Source organism: Brevibacillus sp. JB24b (assembly GCF_051713385.1).
Lineage (GTDB): Bacteria > Bacillota > Bacilli > Brevibacillales > Brevibacillaceae > Brevibacillus_B > Brevibacillus_B laterosporus.
In genome coordinates this window covers 495,534-510,412 of record NZ_JBNVQV010000001.1, presented here as the reverse complement: position 1 = coordinate 510,412, position 14,879 = coordinate 495,534, and the positions used below count along the sequence as shown (strand labels likewise).

The following is a 14,879-nucleotide window of genomic DNA, read 5'->3' as shown; positions in this document are numbered from 1 at the left end:
GTTACACTTCCTCCCTTCCCAATTGTGGCTTGTTCGGGAACAGATTAGTTGATTGCTCGTACGCATGTGCCGCACGTAGAATCGTGGATTCGTCGAAAGCTTTCCCAATCATTTGCAAGCCAATTGGCAACCCGCTATCAGAGAACCCGCATGGAACTGAAATAGCCGGAAGACCAGCTAAGTTAACCGTTACCGTACAAATATCCTCTAAGAACATTTGCACCGGATCATTCATTTTCTCACCAAGTTTAAAAGCTGGGCAAGGAGTAGTCGGATGTAACACAATGTCAAAGTTCGCAAAGATTTCTTCAAAGTCTTGGATAATCAAAGTACGCACTTGTTGTGCCTTTTTATAAAAAGCATCATAGTAACCAGAAGACAAGGCATATGTCCCTAGCATAATGCGACGTTTGACTTCTGCACCAAAACCTTGGCTACGAGATTCCATGTATAAATCCAACAGGTTTTCTGCGTTATCAGCGCGTACACCATAACGAACACCATCAAAACGCGCTAAGTTAGAAGAAGCCTCTGATGAAGCTAATAGGTAATAGGCTGGTACGGCATATTTTGTGTGCGGCATTGATACCTCACTCCAAACAGCCCCCATGCTTTCCAATTGCTTCAAAGCAGCTAATACTGCATCGCGAACCTGTGGATCAATTCCTTCTCCAAGTAACTCTTTTGGTACCGCAATTCGTAAGCCCTTCACATCACCTGTCAGAGCAGATAGATAATCAGGGACTTCAACATCAGCAGAAGTAGAGTCATACGTATCATGTCCTGCAATAGCTTGTAACACAAAAGCGGAATCCTCTACGTTTTTCGTCAACGGTCCGATCTGATCTAGTGACGATGCATAAGATACCAAGCCATAACGGGATACACGTCCATAAGTTGGCTTCAAACCAACCACACCGCAGAAAGCAGCCGGTTGACGAATAGAACCACCTGTATCTGATCCAAGTGTAAAGAAGAATTGGCGAGCAGCCATCGCAGCAGCAGACCCACCACTAGAACCACCTGGTACATATTCTAAATTCCACGGATTGCGAGTTGGGTAGAAACCAGAGTTTTCATTGGAACCACCCATCGCGAATTCGTCCATGTTTAATTTAGCAAACACGAGTGCGTCAGCTTCCTTCAGCTTTTGGCTGACTGTACCATCATAAATAGGATCATAGTTAGACAAAAGCTTGCTTGCGCATGTTGTTTTTAAGCCTTTTGTTACGATATTATCCTTAACACCAGCGGGTAGGCCGAACAAGAGGCCGAGATCCTCTGTACCTTTAGCTAGCTTTTCATCCATCGCTCTTGCTTGGCTAAGAGCAGCTTCCTCGTCAACGAGCAAAGTCGCTTGTACATCCTTGTCCACTTCACGGATGCGTGCAAGCGATTCATTAGCTAGATCTGTGACAGATAGCTCTTTCTTTTTTAGCTCGCTATGTATATCTGCTAAGCGTTTATCAAATAGGGACACAATGTCTCCCCCTTTCTCTCCTATTCAAAAACAGCCGGTACCTTGAACTGTCCATCTTCTTGATCTGGTGCATTGCGCAGTGCTTCTGCATTGGATACGGAAGGACGGTTTACGTCAGGGCGCATAACGTTACGTACGTCAAACGCATGACTAGTTGGCTTCACATTGGTCGTATCCAATTCGTTTAATTGGGCAGCAAAATCTAAAATCGCATCCAATTCACGTGTGTAGCGCTCCGCTTCTTCCTCCGTTAAACGTAGTCGTGCCAATTTAGCCACGTGTTCTACTTCTTGTCGGGAAATCCTACTCATCTCTTTTCCACCTCCAAATGACCTAGTTGTACGTTTCTACATAACATTGATATTACTTGAAAAATCCAAGGTTAGTCAATTTGACCTCTTATTTTTCTTCTTTTCATTAAAGCATGAAAGAAGGTTTCTACTATCCTTTATCATTTCCTAACTGTTAAAAAAACGCCGCTTGCTCTTCTTTCAAGCAAAACGGCATTATTACGAACTTATTTATTATACCAAGTTAATCCAATGGCCCCTGGGCCCACATGAGTAGCAATAACTGGTCCAAAATGACTTATTGTAACAGTTACATGTGGATAGGTCGATTCAATGTAAGCCTTCCATTCCTCTGCTTCTTCTTGAACCTGTGCTTGAATAATAGAAACCTGCATAGGTTTGCCTGCTTTGGCATCTGCCTCAAATAAATCCATGATCCCAGCCTTAGCTTTGACACGCGTTCTTACCTTTTGATATGGAACAATTTTTTTATTCTCAAACGTTAGGATTGGCTTGATTTTAAGCATGTTACCCAACATCAATTGAGTCGCTGACAAGCGACCTCCGCGGTACAAGAAATCTAAATCCTCAACTAAAAAGTACGTTTTCATTTGCGTACGTATATATTCGATACGCTCCAGAATCTCTTCTCGTGATTTACCAGCTTGTGCCATTCTGGCTGCTTCCACGACAACAGCACCCATTGCATATGTAGTAATTTCAGAGTCAATTACATCAATTGGAAAGTCATCAACCATAGTGGTCGCTGTTACAGATCCCTGATAGGTTCCACTAATACCACTTGACATATGGATAGCAATTGCTCGTTTATGAGTTTTGGATAATTTCATATAAGCTTCTAAAAATTCGCCTACCGGTGGCTGAGACGTCGTTGGCAACTGATCACTTGTTTTTAGCTTTGAGTAAAAATCAGCTTCCGTTAATTCTACTTCTTCGCGATACGCTTTGTTTCCATAAACCACTTGCAGAGGCACTATTGTAATCTGTAATTCTTCTTGAAGCTCTTTTGGAATATAGCTGGTGCTATCTGTTATGATTGCAATTTCTGACAAAGATAGTCCCTCCACTTTCTTCATTCATATATGATGCTTAGAGAGGCAATCCCTATTCATCTCTTATTAACGTTAATCGCTAGAAGTCGGATTCTATTTATATTCAATTATTGTAACATAAAATAGTGCTATATGATAAAGCCTATAGTCCCTGGAACTCCTGTTTAAAAGATTTACCGAATCCAAGCAAAAAGGATAAAAAAAATAGAAGACCCTGCCTATGAGTCTCCTATTTCAGCTTTTTCCCTGTATATAATTTACGTAACTCTTTTAATCCACGGTGGGAAATCGTTTTAACGCTTGCTTCTGTTTTACCTAGGATGTCAGCCACTTGTGCAATCCGAAGATCGCCGAAATAACGCAAGGACAAAACATCACGCTGGTCGCGCGTCAGCTTTTCTAATGTTTCACGAAGAAGGAGCGTCTCCTCATTTGAGAGAGCATGTTCTTCCGGATTCCATGTATTATCAATACTGCTCTCAAAGAACTCCGTATGATCCATCGGTAATTCTTTCTTTTTTCGACAAAAATCAATAAATGTATGATGGGCTATGCTAAAAATCCATCCGGCGAACGGACTTGTACGGCTATATTGTTGGAATTTTTCCAAAGCCTTAATAAATACAACAGTCGTCAAATCGTCGGCATCCCAGGTATTATGTACGCGGCAACGCAAATAACGATTTACTCGGTCAAAAAACTCATCATACAATTCATGGAATTCGCGATCCTCATAGTATTCAGTTGTCTGAGTTTTAGCGTGCATCGGTACACCCATGTTCAACACCACTTCACCTAATTGTTGTTGAGGAGGCACGTAAGATGATAGCATTCTGTTTGCCAAATCTCTCGTGCCGTCCCTACATGTACAATGATACATGGTTACTCTTTCATCAATCTTACACAAACCTTAAGATTATCTTAATTTAATAGTAGAAATTTGCTAAACTTGGAGGTTAGCGAGCAATTCGGCTTCCATTTCATGCAGAATTTCCGGTTTTACGTTATTTATTTTTCCGTATTTTTCCTTATAAACATCTTGGACAAAACGATACCACTCTTCCTGTAAGAATCCGTCCGTGTCCTTTGTCCATTTCACTAGTAAATGAAGTGGGACCTCTTTCGTATTCTCCCATAACGGTGGTTGCTTGTAAGGAATACCTTTCACAGGTACCAATCCGTTTCGGTTAAAGAATCGCAATCGGCGCTGAGTCAATATCTGTTCTTCCTCATCGTGTGCATCCTCTTCACGCTCTGTCTCCAGTACAAAACCAGTCAGCTTTGCATCATGCTTTTGTGCATCCTCTTGCAGAATTTTCTCAATTTCACTCATCATTTTACTACCCACGCCACCGCTTTGTATAGCAGGATTAACCATCATATATACAATAAAACCTAAATTCCATGTTGCTAGGTAATGAAATGTGCTAACGGCAACTACTTGTTGATTCTCATTCGTTCCGACTAACAGATGAAAAGTATCTGGAGCTATCGGCCCTTTATTGGTCAGGCCTTTTAACAATATGTCATTAGGCTCACGTAGATCTTCGGTAAACATTTGTTCATACAAATCTAAAGCGTGAGGGATTAACGGTGATTCAATGTCCTTAATATCATGCCAAATGATCTCCATAGCTTATTAACTCTCCTTTTCTCGATGTGTTGTTTTATTTGGTCGATTCCCGTCAATGAAATCTGTTACTGCCAGTTATGAATTGTTACTCGAATGCTCAAACGATATATATCTATTCCAGTATATCGAATAAAAATTACCTCAGCAAATTATGGAACAATTTCGGCTACTAGAAAACACAAAAAATCCCTTTAGCTCACTATCACCAGGATAAGTAGCAAAAAGGATTTCTTCTTATGTGTTCCTATTCTACAGTTACGCTACTCGCGATTTTTTGGCCCATTTTTAGCACACTACCTTCTTTAATTCCTTCTGCCCAATTCATTTCGCCTTTTTCAAATAGCAAAATAACAGTGGAACCAAATTCAAACCAGCCTAGCTCTCTGCCTTTTTCAAAGAGAGGTGTGCCACCAATCGCTTCACAAACTTGTTTTCCATTTTTTACGTTCGTGGTCTGTGTATTATAAGTTACTTTTACGCTACCTACAAATAATGCTCCTACCTTTACCACAGCTACATTTCCACATGCCTTACTCTGAACATAAGTGATCAGCCTCTCATTGCGTGCAAAGAGCTGTTCTACATGCTCGACTCCCATATTATTAACAGGATAAAGCTTGCCTGGAAGGTAAGAGTATTTAAACAGCTTGCCTTCAACTGGCATATGAATGCGATGATAGTCTCGCGGACTTAAATAGATGGTCATAAAGGAGCCACCATTGAAGCGGCATGCCATATGTTCATCATTGCCAAGCAATTGGCTGACCGTATACGTTTTTCCCTTTGCTTGGATTAGTGTTCCTTGTTGGATTTCCCCCATCTGAGACACTTTCCCATCAACTGGACTCACTACCTCAGCATTCAAATCGATAGGTCTCGCTTCTGGTTTCAGGCGGCGTGTAAAAAATTCCTTTAACGAGCGATACTCACGAACAGGCTTTTCAATTTCCGACACGTCAATCTGATAATGATTGATATATTTTTGGATGGCAAAACGGCTGAAACGGGAGTTAGCCACTTTTCCCATTTGTCTAGACATTACGTTTTGCGGAAGTTTGTTTATAAGCCCTTGAAACACACGTTTCTTCATAAGACCTCTCCTACTCATGGTATACATTGCTACTCTACCACGACAGGAGGCTCCCCGCAAATATTAGCAGAGGCCTTCTGCATGAGCCTTAATGCAAAGACTGACGTAAAGAGTGTGAAAGCTCGTTTAATTGGTGAATTTCCTCCGTAATACTGTTAATTTTATCACGTTGTGTCTCAGCTGAGGCGAACAGTTGCTCTAAACTAGCTACGGATTCTTCGGTAATGGATGTAATACTAGAAACTTCATCTGTTACTTCACTGGACCGTTGCTTTACTTGCACCATGCTGACCTGTACCAGTTCAACTGATCCCATAAAGCCCGCCATTCCAGTACGTACCTTTTCCATGGATTCAACTGTCTTGTTCGCTAGTTCTTGCCCCTTAGAAACAGAGGTTTCTCCCTCTTTCATATGAACGACAGCATTTTGGGTTTCCTGATGTAGCGCTTCCAAAATTCTAGCGATCTGTTGTGTAGCACCTGCGCTCTGTTCTGCCAGCTTACGTACTTCGTCTGCCACTACGCCAAAGCCTCGACCATGTTCACCTGCACGCGCAGATTCAATGGCTGCATTTAGAGCTAGAAGATTGGTTTGCGTAGCAATTTGATTAATCGTCTCTACAATTGCTTCTACCTGACCAGCCTGTTGATTTAACTTATGAATAGTGTTTGACGCCAAGTCGACCGTACTGACAATATGTTGCATTTGAGCCGTAAGATCGGACATCATATCAATTCCTTCAGAAAGACGGCGGTTATTGCGCAACGCTTCCTCTTTCATTTCATTTGCCTGTTCATTTACTTTCTGTATTTCATGATCAATGGATTGGATATCCTCTTCCACTTTCACAGTAGAATGGGCTTGCTGTTCCATACCTGTTGCCACTTCTTTAAAGGCACCCAGCATTTCATCCGTATTTTGTTTGGTGATGTCAGCATTTTCATTCACTTCATTAGAGGTCGCATCCAAATTCTCAATCATGTTCGAAACACGGGACAATAGCTCAGTTAGTTGAGCCTCTTTCACCTCTGCTTCCTGACGAGCCTCTTCTACACGCTGTAAGGATGCACGTCCCGACAAGCAAAGGTAGATGGAAACGATTGTAGTAAATACCACACCAACAAGACGCAGACCCAGGTTAATAAGATCATGCTCACTTTTAAATAGGGTATACCAATCTGTTTGATAACCGATTAGCATAGAGATTATATACAAGAAGCCTGTAAATAACACTACTTTATAATCTAAATAAGCAGACATCAATGCCAACACTACGATTGGTAAGATAGCCATTTCTGGATACGGTGTAAAATGATCAAAGGATAGTGAATAAAAGACAAATCCTACAGCAACCAGATAACGCAACCAAATGCTATCCTTCTTGATAAAATACCATGGTGAAACAAGCAGTGTCACAATGAGTCCTACTGACGTAAGGTTCCAGATGGATATACCCGTAAACCATGAGTAAATGATTGACAGCCAAAGATGGTCCCATAAAATGAAGATCATAAATCCTTCTTTGTTTGTCAACGTATTTCGTATCAAATCAATTGTTCCATTGATCAACCTATTGATCATTCCCGCAGCTCTCCTTTTCCCTACACCACCAGAGGAATGTGATGTAATATAGAACGCCTCTGATGATAACAAAATAAATAGTACAATCCCAACAGCCAACGGATATATAATTTTGTAGGTCATGCTGTGCGGAGCCAATCCAGATCGGCTTACCTAGATTCTCTGTTCTCACAAGAAATAAAACAGGTATAAAGTACGATTTCTTATTTATCTACCATACTTATCGTACCATAGTTGTAAGATTTTCATAGTTCTATCGAAAGATATTTTAAAAATTTAAAAAAAGAAGTAAATCGGTTGTTATTCAAGCATTTTTTACAAAAACTGACGGTTTATCATATTTGTCGATTAAGTTGACAAAAAGAATATGAAGATCAAGGATAAGAAATGTAAAAATAGTGAAAATTCTTGTATAATAAACAATAGAACAATTCTGACAAAAAGGGTGAGGTAAGGTGAGCAATCAAATCGGAAAAGGAATTCGAGAATATCGTAAAAAGCTAGGCCTAACCCAGGGTGAGCTAGCTGAAGGTATTTGTAACCGTAGTTATATTAGCCAAATAGAAAAAGGAGATGTGGTTCCTTCTCCTGAAATCCTAGAAGAATTAGCCAAGAAATTACAGACCGATCTCTCCACTATTTTTGCTCCAACTGTCAAGCCAGCCTTTACTAAAATTGAAATCGAAAATAATTTTCGCCATCTGGTAAATAGTATTGATACACAGGATTGGGAGATTGCCCACAAGTGGTTCAATAAATTAGAAGGCGCTGAAATGAGTCTTGAGCAAACATGTATGTATCTCTGGTCAAAAGCTGTTTTATCAGAAAATAGGAATCATTTCGATATTGCGGAATCCCTTTTTCAAGAAAGCATCAAAATAGCCCGTGAGCTTGATAAATATGAATGGCAAGTACGTATACTTACTTCACTTGGCTTTCATTATTGTAAAGCAAAGAATGCCGACAAAGCCCTTCCGTATTTAAACGAAGCAATGCAATTAACCAATCGTTACCAAATTAATGGCCTATTACATATTACCTTATTACATGCTGCTGGCTATATGCACGTCTCCATGGGTGAAATCCATTCGGCGATCGAACATCTCAAGCAAGCAGAACAGATATGCAAAAGCCTACGTGCAATCTATCGTATGGAATCTATTTATTTGTTATTAGGAGTTTGCCAACAAATTTTAAAACAATACGAAGTAGCCCAGCGCTATTACGAAAAATCGTTAGATATTCTTAAAATCTCTCCGTCTCTCGCTTTAGAGGCTAATATTTACAACAATTTAGCCGTCATTTATACCGAGCAAAAGCATTATCAGTTAGCACATGAATATATCACACGCGCTATGTCGCTTCACTCCCCTCAAGACCATGCGAAACAGATTGAGTCTAAGATTGAACATGCTAATATTCTAAAAGGTTTACAACGCTATGAAGAGGCTAGCCAGCTGTGCTTAGAAATCTTTGAGCATTCCATAAATGAGCATGCATACGCAGAGGCTAAGCTAGTCTATGCTTCTATCTTATGTGAAATGGGGAAAGGCTCTGAGGCACTATCACATTTAGAAGAAGCCTTGCATTACTTTAATGAATACAAATCCCAGCGCTATTTACTAAAAGGACTCGCCTTGTTAGCTAAAATAAACTTAAAGTTTGGCAAGATAGACTCCTTTTACTATCTGTACGAACAGTATATATCATAACTTCTCTGGTATAAAGTTATCTACACTTCCATTAAAACCATGTGCGTTCAAGTGAGCATACATAGCTTGGCTGATCAAGTCATAGGGAGGTATACAGCCAAGCTATCCTGCACAAGCGTATAGATAGCTAGTTTTCGCTCTTATTCATAAATAAAAGAGGGTAGCCCATGTAGTTTATCTACTCAGGGCTCCCTCTTTTTGCCACAATACTTACAGTAATTCAGACACTAATTTTGCTTGTGTAAATAACAAGAGGTAATCAGGACCGCCTGCTTTGGAGTCTGTTCCTGACATGTTGAAGCCACCGAATGGATGTACACCCACTAGTGCACCTGTACATTTACGGTTGAAATACAGATTACCTACATGGAACTCTTCACGTGCGCGTTCTAAATGAGCACGATTGCGGCTGATAACGGCACCAGTTAGTCCATACTCTGTATTGTTAGCAATTTCCAAAGCATGATCAAAATCATTAGCTTTGGAGAAAGCCACAAACGGACCGAAGATTTCCTCCTGCATAATCCGAGCATCTGGAGCTACGTCAGCAAATACAGTTGGCATAATAAAGTAGCCTTCTTCTGGGCCTTTTACTCCACCAGCCAGTAATGTACCCTCTTGTTTTCCGATCTCGATATATTCCAAAATTTTATTATATGCTTTTTCATCCACCACTGGACCTGTATAGAACTCGGGGTTGCTTACATTTCCTACTGTTAATGCTTTTGTACGCTCAACGACACGTGCTAGTACTTCATCGTATACATCAGCATGAATGATTGCGCGGGAGCAAGCGGAACATTTTTGACCAGAGAAGCCAAACGCAGATGCTGTGATAGCTTGTGCAGCTAATTCCAAATCAGCATCGCTATCAACAATAATAGAATCCTTACCACCCATTTCAGCCACTAAACGCTTCATCCATTTTTGACCTGGACGATGTTTCGCCGCCAATTCGTTAATACGCAGACCTACATCACGAGAACCCGTAAATGAAATGAAACGAGTCAATGTATGTTCTACTAAATAATCACCGATTTCACTTCCGCTACCTGGTACAAAGTTAACAACACCAGCAGGAACGCCTGCTTCATCAAGAATCTCCATAAACTTAGCTGCAATGACCGGAGTAGTAGAAGCTGGCTTCAGAACAACGGTATTACCTGTTACCAGTGCGGCTGTGGTCATGCCTACCATAATAGCAAGCGGGAAGTTCCACGGAGGAATAACGATACCTACACCCAATGGAATATAGTACAACTCATTATCTTCACCAGGAATACGCGGTAGGGCATGTCGTTGGCCTAATTGATCCATTTGTCTTGCATAGTACTCCATAAAATCGATTGCCTCTGCTGTATCAGCATCAGCCTCAGGCCAACTTTTACCTGATTCTTTTACCAACCAAGCTGAAAATTCATGTTTTCGACGGCGCAGGATAGCTGCTGCCTTGTACAAATAGCGAGAACGAGCAGTAGGAGCAACACGCTTCCAGGTTTCAAAGGTACTTGCGGCTACTTGAATTGCTTTCTCTGCTAATGCTTGATCAGCTTGAGAGACAATCCCAATGCATTCATCTTTTTGGGAAGGGTTCATGGAACGGCTTTTCTTTTCCGTCTTGATACGTTCTTCCCCAATGATTAGATCATATTCACGTCCAAGTTCGCTTTCAACTTTATCCAAAGCGGCTTGGAAAGCTTGCTTATTTTCAGGCAGATTAAAATTAACGAACGGTTCATTTTTGAATTCTACTTGCACTTATGTTCGCCTCCTACTTCATCTTCCATGATCAACTTGTTACATCAAATAATATATGCAAGATATATGCCATTCTTTATAATTATGTAAAAACGTACGAAAAAAGACACCAATTGAACAGTTCTGTCTAATGGTGTCTCACTTCATTTATACACATGTGTTAATTTCGATAGATATGCATGTACGACTTTCCATCAGCCGGTCGTACATAAATTGCTAATGGTTGATTTATGGACTGAACATAAAAGTTAACATGAACCTTTTTGTCTATATATTGATCTATTGCTTGAGCAATCATTTGTGTGAACTGAATCACTTCTGTTCGTGAATCATACTCTGCGGTTGCATTGATAGTCAATTCCGTCAAATCACCATTTAAGAAGCGTGCCGTACCTGTCATTCCAACAAATTCCTGGAAGAAGCTTTGTCCTTGCTTCATCAATTTCTCGAATTGCAAGGAGGCCTGAGGATACTTACTGTATGCCGCATCCCCTGGTAGCAGGAAATATTCTTCATTGATTGGTTGCCATTTTGCAACGCTGCTATCATTCGCATTCACGATACCAGACATAATAAAATTACCCGGTACCAGATTGGAGCTTGACTCAGGTACTTGATACATCGCTACGACAAGCGGTATCTGCGGATTCTCCGCTCTTACCTTCATAACAATTTTTGCAGCGATTTGTTGCCCTTTTGATCGTAGCTCGTCGACACTTAACCGTTTTTCCAAACCAGATGGATCTTGATAAATTGGGGATAAAGATAGACCCAAAACTATACCTGCCAGCTTTTGATCTTTTTTATCCAGATAATTATGCTCCAACACATTGACGAGCAATTTATTTGCTTTATCCGGATTTAAACCTTCTGGGTTCTTCTTTTCCCATTCAATCCAAGTGGTTACCTGCTTACGGGAGATTCGCTGGCCTTCCTGAAACAAGTACAGACTCGGAGAGAAGCTCTCTTTTGCAATTTCCATCATGCCGTACTCTAAGTGGCTAAAATCAATGCGATATTTAGGATTAGAGCTAAGCATGCCTCGCGTTTGATTCTTTTGATAAGGCATGGCGGCGCTGCCGTAGTAATTCTCATCCACCTGTAAAACGGAAGACACGGCAGGTGCTACCGGATCTGCGCTATCCTTCTTTCCCGGTAGCAATGAACATGCTGACAACAGCACCGAACAGGCCATCAGGACGTAAAGACAGCGTACAAGCTTTCTTTTCGTTTTCATATTGCAAACTCCTTACTTGTTACTCCCACTTTTTCCACTTTTCTTGGCTGTATCTATAGATTTGGGCTGATTCTCCAATTCCGATGATAGGTGTATCTGCTGTACCGTAGGAGATATTAATCAGTTTTTCTGGAAGTTCTGAGGATAGTAGAGTCCACTCTTTGCCATCCTTAATTAAGATACCTTTATCACTTGCTGCATATAAGGCGTCTGTGGATTTATTAGCCGCAATAGAGTAAATGTGCGCATCGCCCTCCCGCCATTCAACCTGCCACTCGCCATCATGGATACCTATTGACAACAGTTCGTTTTGGGTTAGTACGTACAATTTTTCCTCACCGGGTACATAATCCAAATCATATCCTTCTACTGTATCGATCGGAAATCGTAAGCGCCAGTTAGCACCGGCATCCTTAGATTCGTATACGCCTTCTCTGTTCACAAATGCATAAAGAGATGTACCTTTATCGGTTGGAACTCCGATTAGAGATTGAATGTCATAACCATGAGGTAAACCACCTTCTATTTTTTTCCAGGTTTTTCCTCCATCCTTAGACACCTTGCAAACCTTCGCGCCAGCCACATATACCCGTTTAGGCTTCGTTGGATCAAAATATATCGTCTTAACATCCGCATGCTCCAACTCATCTGCCACTGCTCCCCATAATCCATGATCCGCAGATGCATAGAGTCCCGCATGAGTTGCTAGCCAGACTTGTTCTCCACCTTGATCTAGGGCCAACGAATTTATACTGTCGCCTTTTTGCAGCACATCCTGGTACGTCAATTCTCCTGTTATCTGAGCCAATTTAACCGATTGTTTAGCAACTGGCTCCTCTATCGTATGGCTCGCATCCACAATTTCTGTTTCAACTGACTTTTGCGTTGCAGTTGCACAACCGCTGAGCAAAAGGAGCACACTAACGCTTGCTCCCAGCTGTTTAAGCGTGAATCTATCCATCACCTTCACACCTTTGCTTAATATCTCCTCAGCCCACCTATGATAATAGCGCTAAAAATGCCTCTTCATCCAGTACAGTTATACCCAATTTTTCTGCTTTTTCCAATTTGGAGCCTGCTTTTTCACCAGCGATTACTAAATCCGTTTTTTTACTAACGCTCCCTGTTACTTTACCACCAAGCATAGCAATCTTTTCTTCCGCTTCCTGACGTGTTAATTGTGTCAATGTACCGGTTAAGACCACTGTTTTACCTGAGAATGGAAGATCCTCACCTGCTTGCACACGAACACCTTTATATTGCATATTCACGCCAGCACCCTTGAGCTTCTCAATCAATTCTTGTACTTGAGGCATCGAGAAATAGGTTAAGATGCTTTCAGCCATTTTAGGACCGATCTCGTCAATAGCGATCAATTCTTCTGCTGTCGCCTGCATGATATGATCAATGTCACCGAATTGCTCTGCAAGTACCTTCGCTGCTTTAGCTCCCACCAATCGAATTCCTAATCCGAAAAGTAAACGCTCCACAGAATTTTCCTTGCTAGCTTCAATTGCTTGTAGCATCTTATCGACAGATTTCTCACCCATTCTCTCCAATTGTAACAGCTGTTCCCGCTTATCGTGTAGATAATATAAATCTGCGACGCTTGTAATGAGACCTGCGGCAAATAGTGAAGCTACGACTTTCTCCCCAAGACCATCTAAATTCATCGCTTGTCGGGATACAAAGTGAGACATTCCTTCTCTAATAACGGCTGGACATTCTGGATTAATGCAGCGCAATGCCACTTCATCCGGTAGACGAACCAATTCGCTCGCACACTCCGGGCAATGAGTTGGCATCATAAATGGACGTTCTTCTCCCGTTCGTCGTTCTTTTAAGACTTCCACAATCTCAGGAATAATGTCACCTGCTTTTTTCACCAGGACGTAATCACCTAAGAGTAGACCTTTTTTCATAATGATGTCTTCATTGTGTAAGGACGCTCGCTTCACTTCAGTTCCAGCTAATATAACAGGCTGAAGCAACGCTGTAGGTGTCACCACTCCAGTACGCCCAACCGACACCTCAATATCCTTCAATTGTGTTACGACCTCTTCAGCCGGGAATTTATAAGCAATCGCCCAGCGTGGACTCTTCGCTGTAAAACCAAGCTCTTGTTGCTGAGCAAAGCTATCTACCTTAATCACCATACCATCAATCTCATAAGAGAGCTCTGGTCGCTTGATTGTCCAGCTTTGCACAAATTCAATTACTTCTTCTATATCATCAAATGTACGGCGTTCCTGATTCACCGAAAAGCCTAGCCCCTCTAAGAAAGTAAGACCTTCACTGTGTGAATCAATCTGACGCCCTTCTACTTCACCGATCTGATAAATAAAAGTGGAAAGAGAGCGAGAGGCTGCAATCTTAGGATCTAGCTGACGCAAGGAACCTGCCGCTGAATTACGCGGATTAGCAAATAAAGCCTCTTCTCGCTCTGCCCGTTCTTTATTCAAACGGTCAAAAGCGATTTTTGACATAAAAGCTTCTCCACGAACCTCCATGGTAATTGGTTCTGATAAACGTAACGGAATGGAGCGAATCGTCCGCAGGTTTTGGGTGATATCTTCACCAGTAGTCCCGTCTCCACGTGTTGCTCCTTTTACGAAAAGCCCGTTCTCATAACGAAGAGAGACAGCCAGCCCATCAATTTTTAATTCGCAGACATAGCGAACAGTTTGGTTCCCTAAGCCTTGACGCACACGACGATCAAAATCGCGTAAATCATCCTCGTCAAAAGCATTCCCAAGACTTAACATCGGGGTTTTATGCACCACCTTTTCAAAAAAAGGCAATGGCATACCTCCGACACGTTGGGTAGGAGAATCAGGAGCAACCATATCCGGCCATTGGTCCTCCAGGTCTTGCAATTCACGCATCATTTGATCATATTCCTGGTCCGTAATCTGCGGATTATCCTCTGTATAATAATGACGGCTTTCCTCTTCAATCCGTTTCTTTAGTTTTACAATTTGTTGTTTTGCGGCAACACGATCCACGTATCTCTTCATCCTTTCC

Annotated in this window: 12 protein-coding genes; 1 reads left to right on the top strand and 11 read right to left on the bottom strand. The window is 41.4% G+C overall.

Annotated elements, in window-relative coordinates; translation table 11 throughout:
• Position 1: 1 nt before the first annotated feature.
• The 7 genes from gatA to ACQV1I_RS02630 all read right to left on the bottom strand — a co-directional run bounded on the left by gatA (position 2) and on the right by ACQV1I_RS02630 (position 7,148).
• The gene (gene gatA, locus ACQV1I_RS02660) at positions 2–1,480 is read right to left on the bottom strand and encodes an Asp-tRNA(Asn)/Glu-tRNA(Gln) amidotransferase subunit GatA (protein WP_104033217.1); all 1,479 of its coding nucleotides are present in this window, start codon (positions 1,478–1,480) and stop codon (positions 2–4) included.
• A 20-nt stretch (positions 1,481–1,500) separates the two neighbouring features.
• A complete protein-coding gene (gene gatC, locus ACQV1I_RS02655) occupies positions 1,501–1,791 on the bottom strand; it encodes an Asp-tRNA(Asn)/Glu-tRNA(Gln) amidotransferase subunit GatC (protein ID WP_003335653.1) in 291 nt (96 codons plus the stop codon).
• Between the two features lie 206 nt (positions 1,792–1,997).
• A complete protein-coding gene (locus ACQV1I_RS02650; RefSeq protein WP_176452445.1) occupies positions 1,998–2,867 on the bottom strand; it encodes a DegV family protein in 870 nt (289 codons plus the stop codon).
• A gap of 205 nt (positions 2,868–3,072) precedes the next feature.
• Complete coding sequence (locus ACQV1I_RS02645) at positions 3,073–3,621, bottom strand: RNA polymerase sigma factor (RefSeq protein WP_004432758.1); 549 nt, start codon at positions 3,619–3,621, stop codon at positions 3,073–3,075.
• 165 nt (positions 3,622–3,786) lie between these two features.
• Positions 3,787–4,476: a GNAT family N-acetyltransferase gene (locus tag ACQV1I_RS02640; RefSeq protein WP_116335114.1), complete on the bottom strand. Its 690-nt coding sequence runs from the start codon at positions 4,474–4,476 to the stop codon at positions 3,787–3,789.
• Positions 4,477–4,720: 244 nt separating this feature from the next.
• The gene (gene asd, locus ACQV1I_RS02635) at positions 4,721–5,566 is read right to left on the bottom strand and encodes an archaetidylserine decarboxylase (RefSeq protein WP_018673642.1); all 846 of its coding nucleotides are present in this window, start codon (positions 5,564–5,566) and stop codon (positions 4,721–4,723) included.
• 88 nt (positions 5,567–5,654) lie between these two features.
• Positions 5,655–7,148 (bottom strand): methyl-accepting chemotaxis protein, encoded by a 1,494-nt coding sequence (locus ACQV1I_RS02630; protein ID WP_094701415.1) that lies wholly within the window; start codon positions 7,146–7,148, stop codon positions 5,655–5,657.
• A gap of 455 nt (positions 7,149–7,603) precedes the next feature.
• On the opposite strand from ACQV1I_RS02630, the gene ACQV1I_RS02625 reads away from it, so the two are divergent.
• Positions 7,604–8,860 (top strand): helix-turn-helix domain-containing protein, encoded by a 1,257-nt coding sequence (locus ACQV1I_RS02625; RefSeq protein WP_094701414.1) that lies wholly within the window; start codon positions 7,604–7,606, stop codon positions 8,858–8,860.
• Between the two features lie 210 nt (positions 8,861–9,070).
• Here the strand turns inward: ACQV1I_RS02625 and pruA are convergent, their stop codons facing one another.
• From pruA to ligA, 4 genes are all read right to left on the bottom strand, one after another.
• Complete coding sequence (gene pruA, locus ACQV1I_RS02620) at positions 9,071–10,618, bottom strand: L-glutamate gamma-semialdehyde dehydrogenase (protein WP_116335115.1); 1,548 nt, start codon at positions 10,616–10,618, stop codon at positions 9,071–9,073.
• Between the two features lie 160 nt (positions 10,619–10,778).
• Positions 10,779–11,855 (bottom strand): CamS family sex pheromone protein, encoded by a 1,077-nt coding sequence (locus ACQV1I_RS02615; protein ID WP_094701412.1) that lies wholly within the window; start codon positions 11,853–11,855, stop codon positions 10,779–10,781.
• Positions 11,856–11,874: 19 nt separating this feature from the next.
• Positions 11,875–12,816, bottom strand: coding sequence for a WD40/YVTN/BNR-like repeat-containing protein (locus tag ACQV1I_RS02610; RefSeq protein WP_116335116.1), 942 nt, complete (start codon positions 12,814–12,816; stop codon positions 11,875–11,877).
• Positions 12,817–12,853: 37 nt separating this feature from the next.
• Positions 12,854–14,860 carry an NAD-dependent DNA ligase LigA gene (ligA, locus tag ACQV1I_RS02605; protein WP_116335117.1) on the bottom strand — a complete coding sequence of 669 codons (2,007 nt, stop codon included), beginning with the start codon at positions 14,858–14,860 and terminating at the stop codon, positions 12,854–12,856.
• Between the last annotated feature and the right edge of the window lie 19 nt (positions 14,861–14,879).

Coding starts and splice junctions, on each gene's coding strand:
- ACQV1I_RS02615 (WP_094701412.1), bottom strand. CDS start 11,855: ATGAAAACGAAAAGAAAGCTTGTACGCTGTCTTTACGTCCTGATGGCC.
- gatC (WP_003335653.1), bottom strand. CDS start 1,791: ATGAGTAGGATTTCCCGACAAGAAGTAGAACACGTGGCTAAATTGGCA.
- ACQV1I_RS02610 (WP_116335116.1), bottom strand. CDS start 12,816: ATGGATAGATTCACGCTTAAACAGCTGGGAGCAAGCGTTAGTGTGCTC.
- ACQV1I_RS02645 (WP_004432758.1), bottom strand. CDS start 3,621: ATGGGTGTACCGATGCACGCTAAAACTCAGACAACTGAATACTATGAG.
- ACQV1I_RS02640 (WP_116335114.1), bottom strand. CDS start 4,476: ATGGAGATCATTTGGCATGATATTAAGGACATTGAATCACCGTTAATC.
- ACQV1I_RS02650 (WP_176452445.1), bottom strand. CDS start 2,867: ATGAAGAAAGTGGAGGGACTATCTTTGTCAGAAATTGCAATCATAACA.
- asd (WP_018673642.1), bottom strand. CDS start 5,566: ATGAAGAAACGTGTGTTTCAAGGGCTTATAAACAAACTTCCGCAAAAC.
- ACQV1I_RS02630 (WP_094701415.1), bottom strand. CDS start 7,148: ATGATCAATAGGTTGATCAATGGAACAATTGATTTGATACGAAATACG.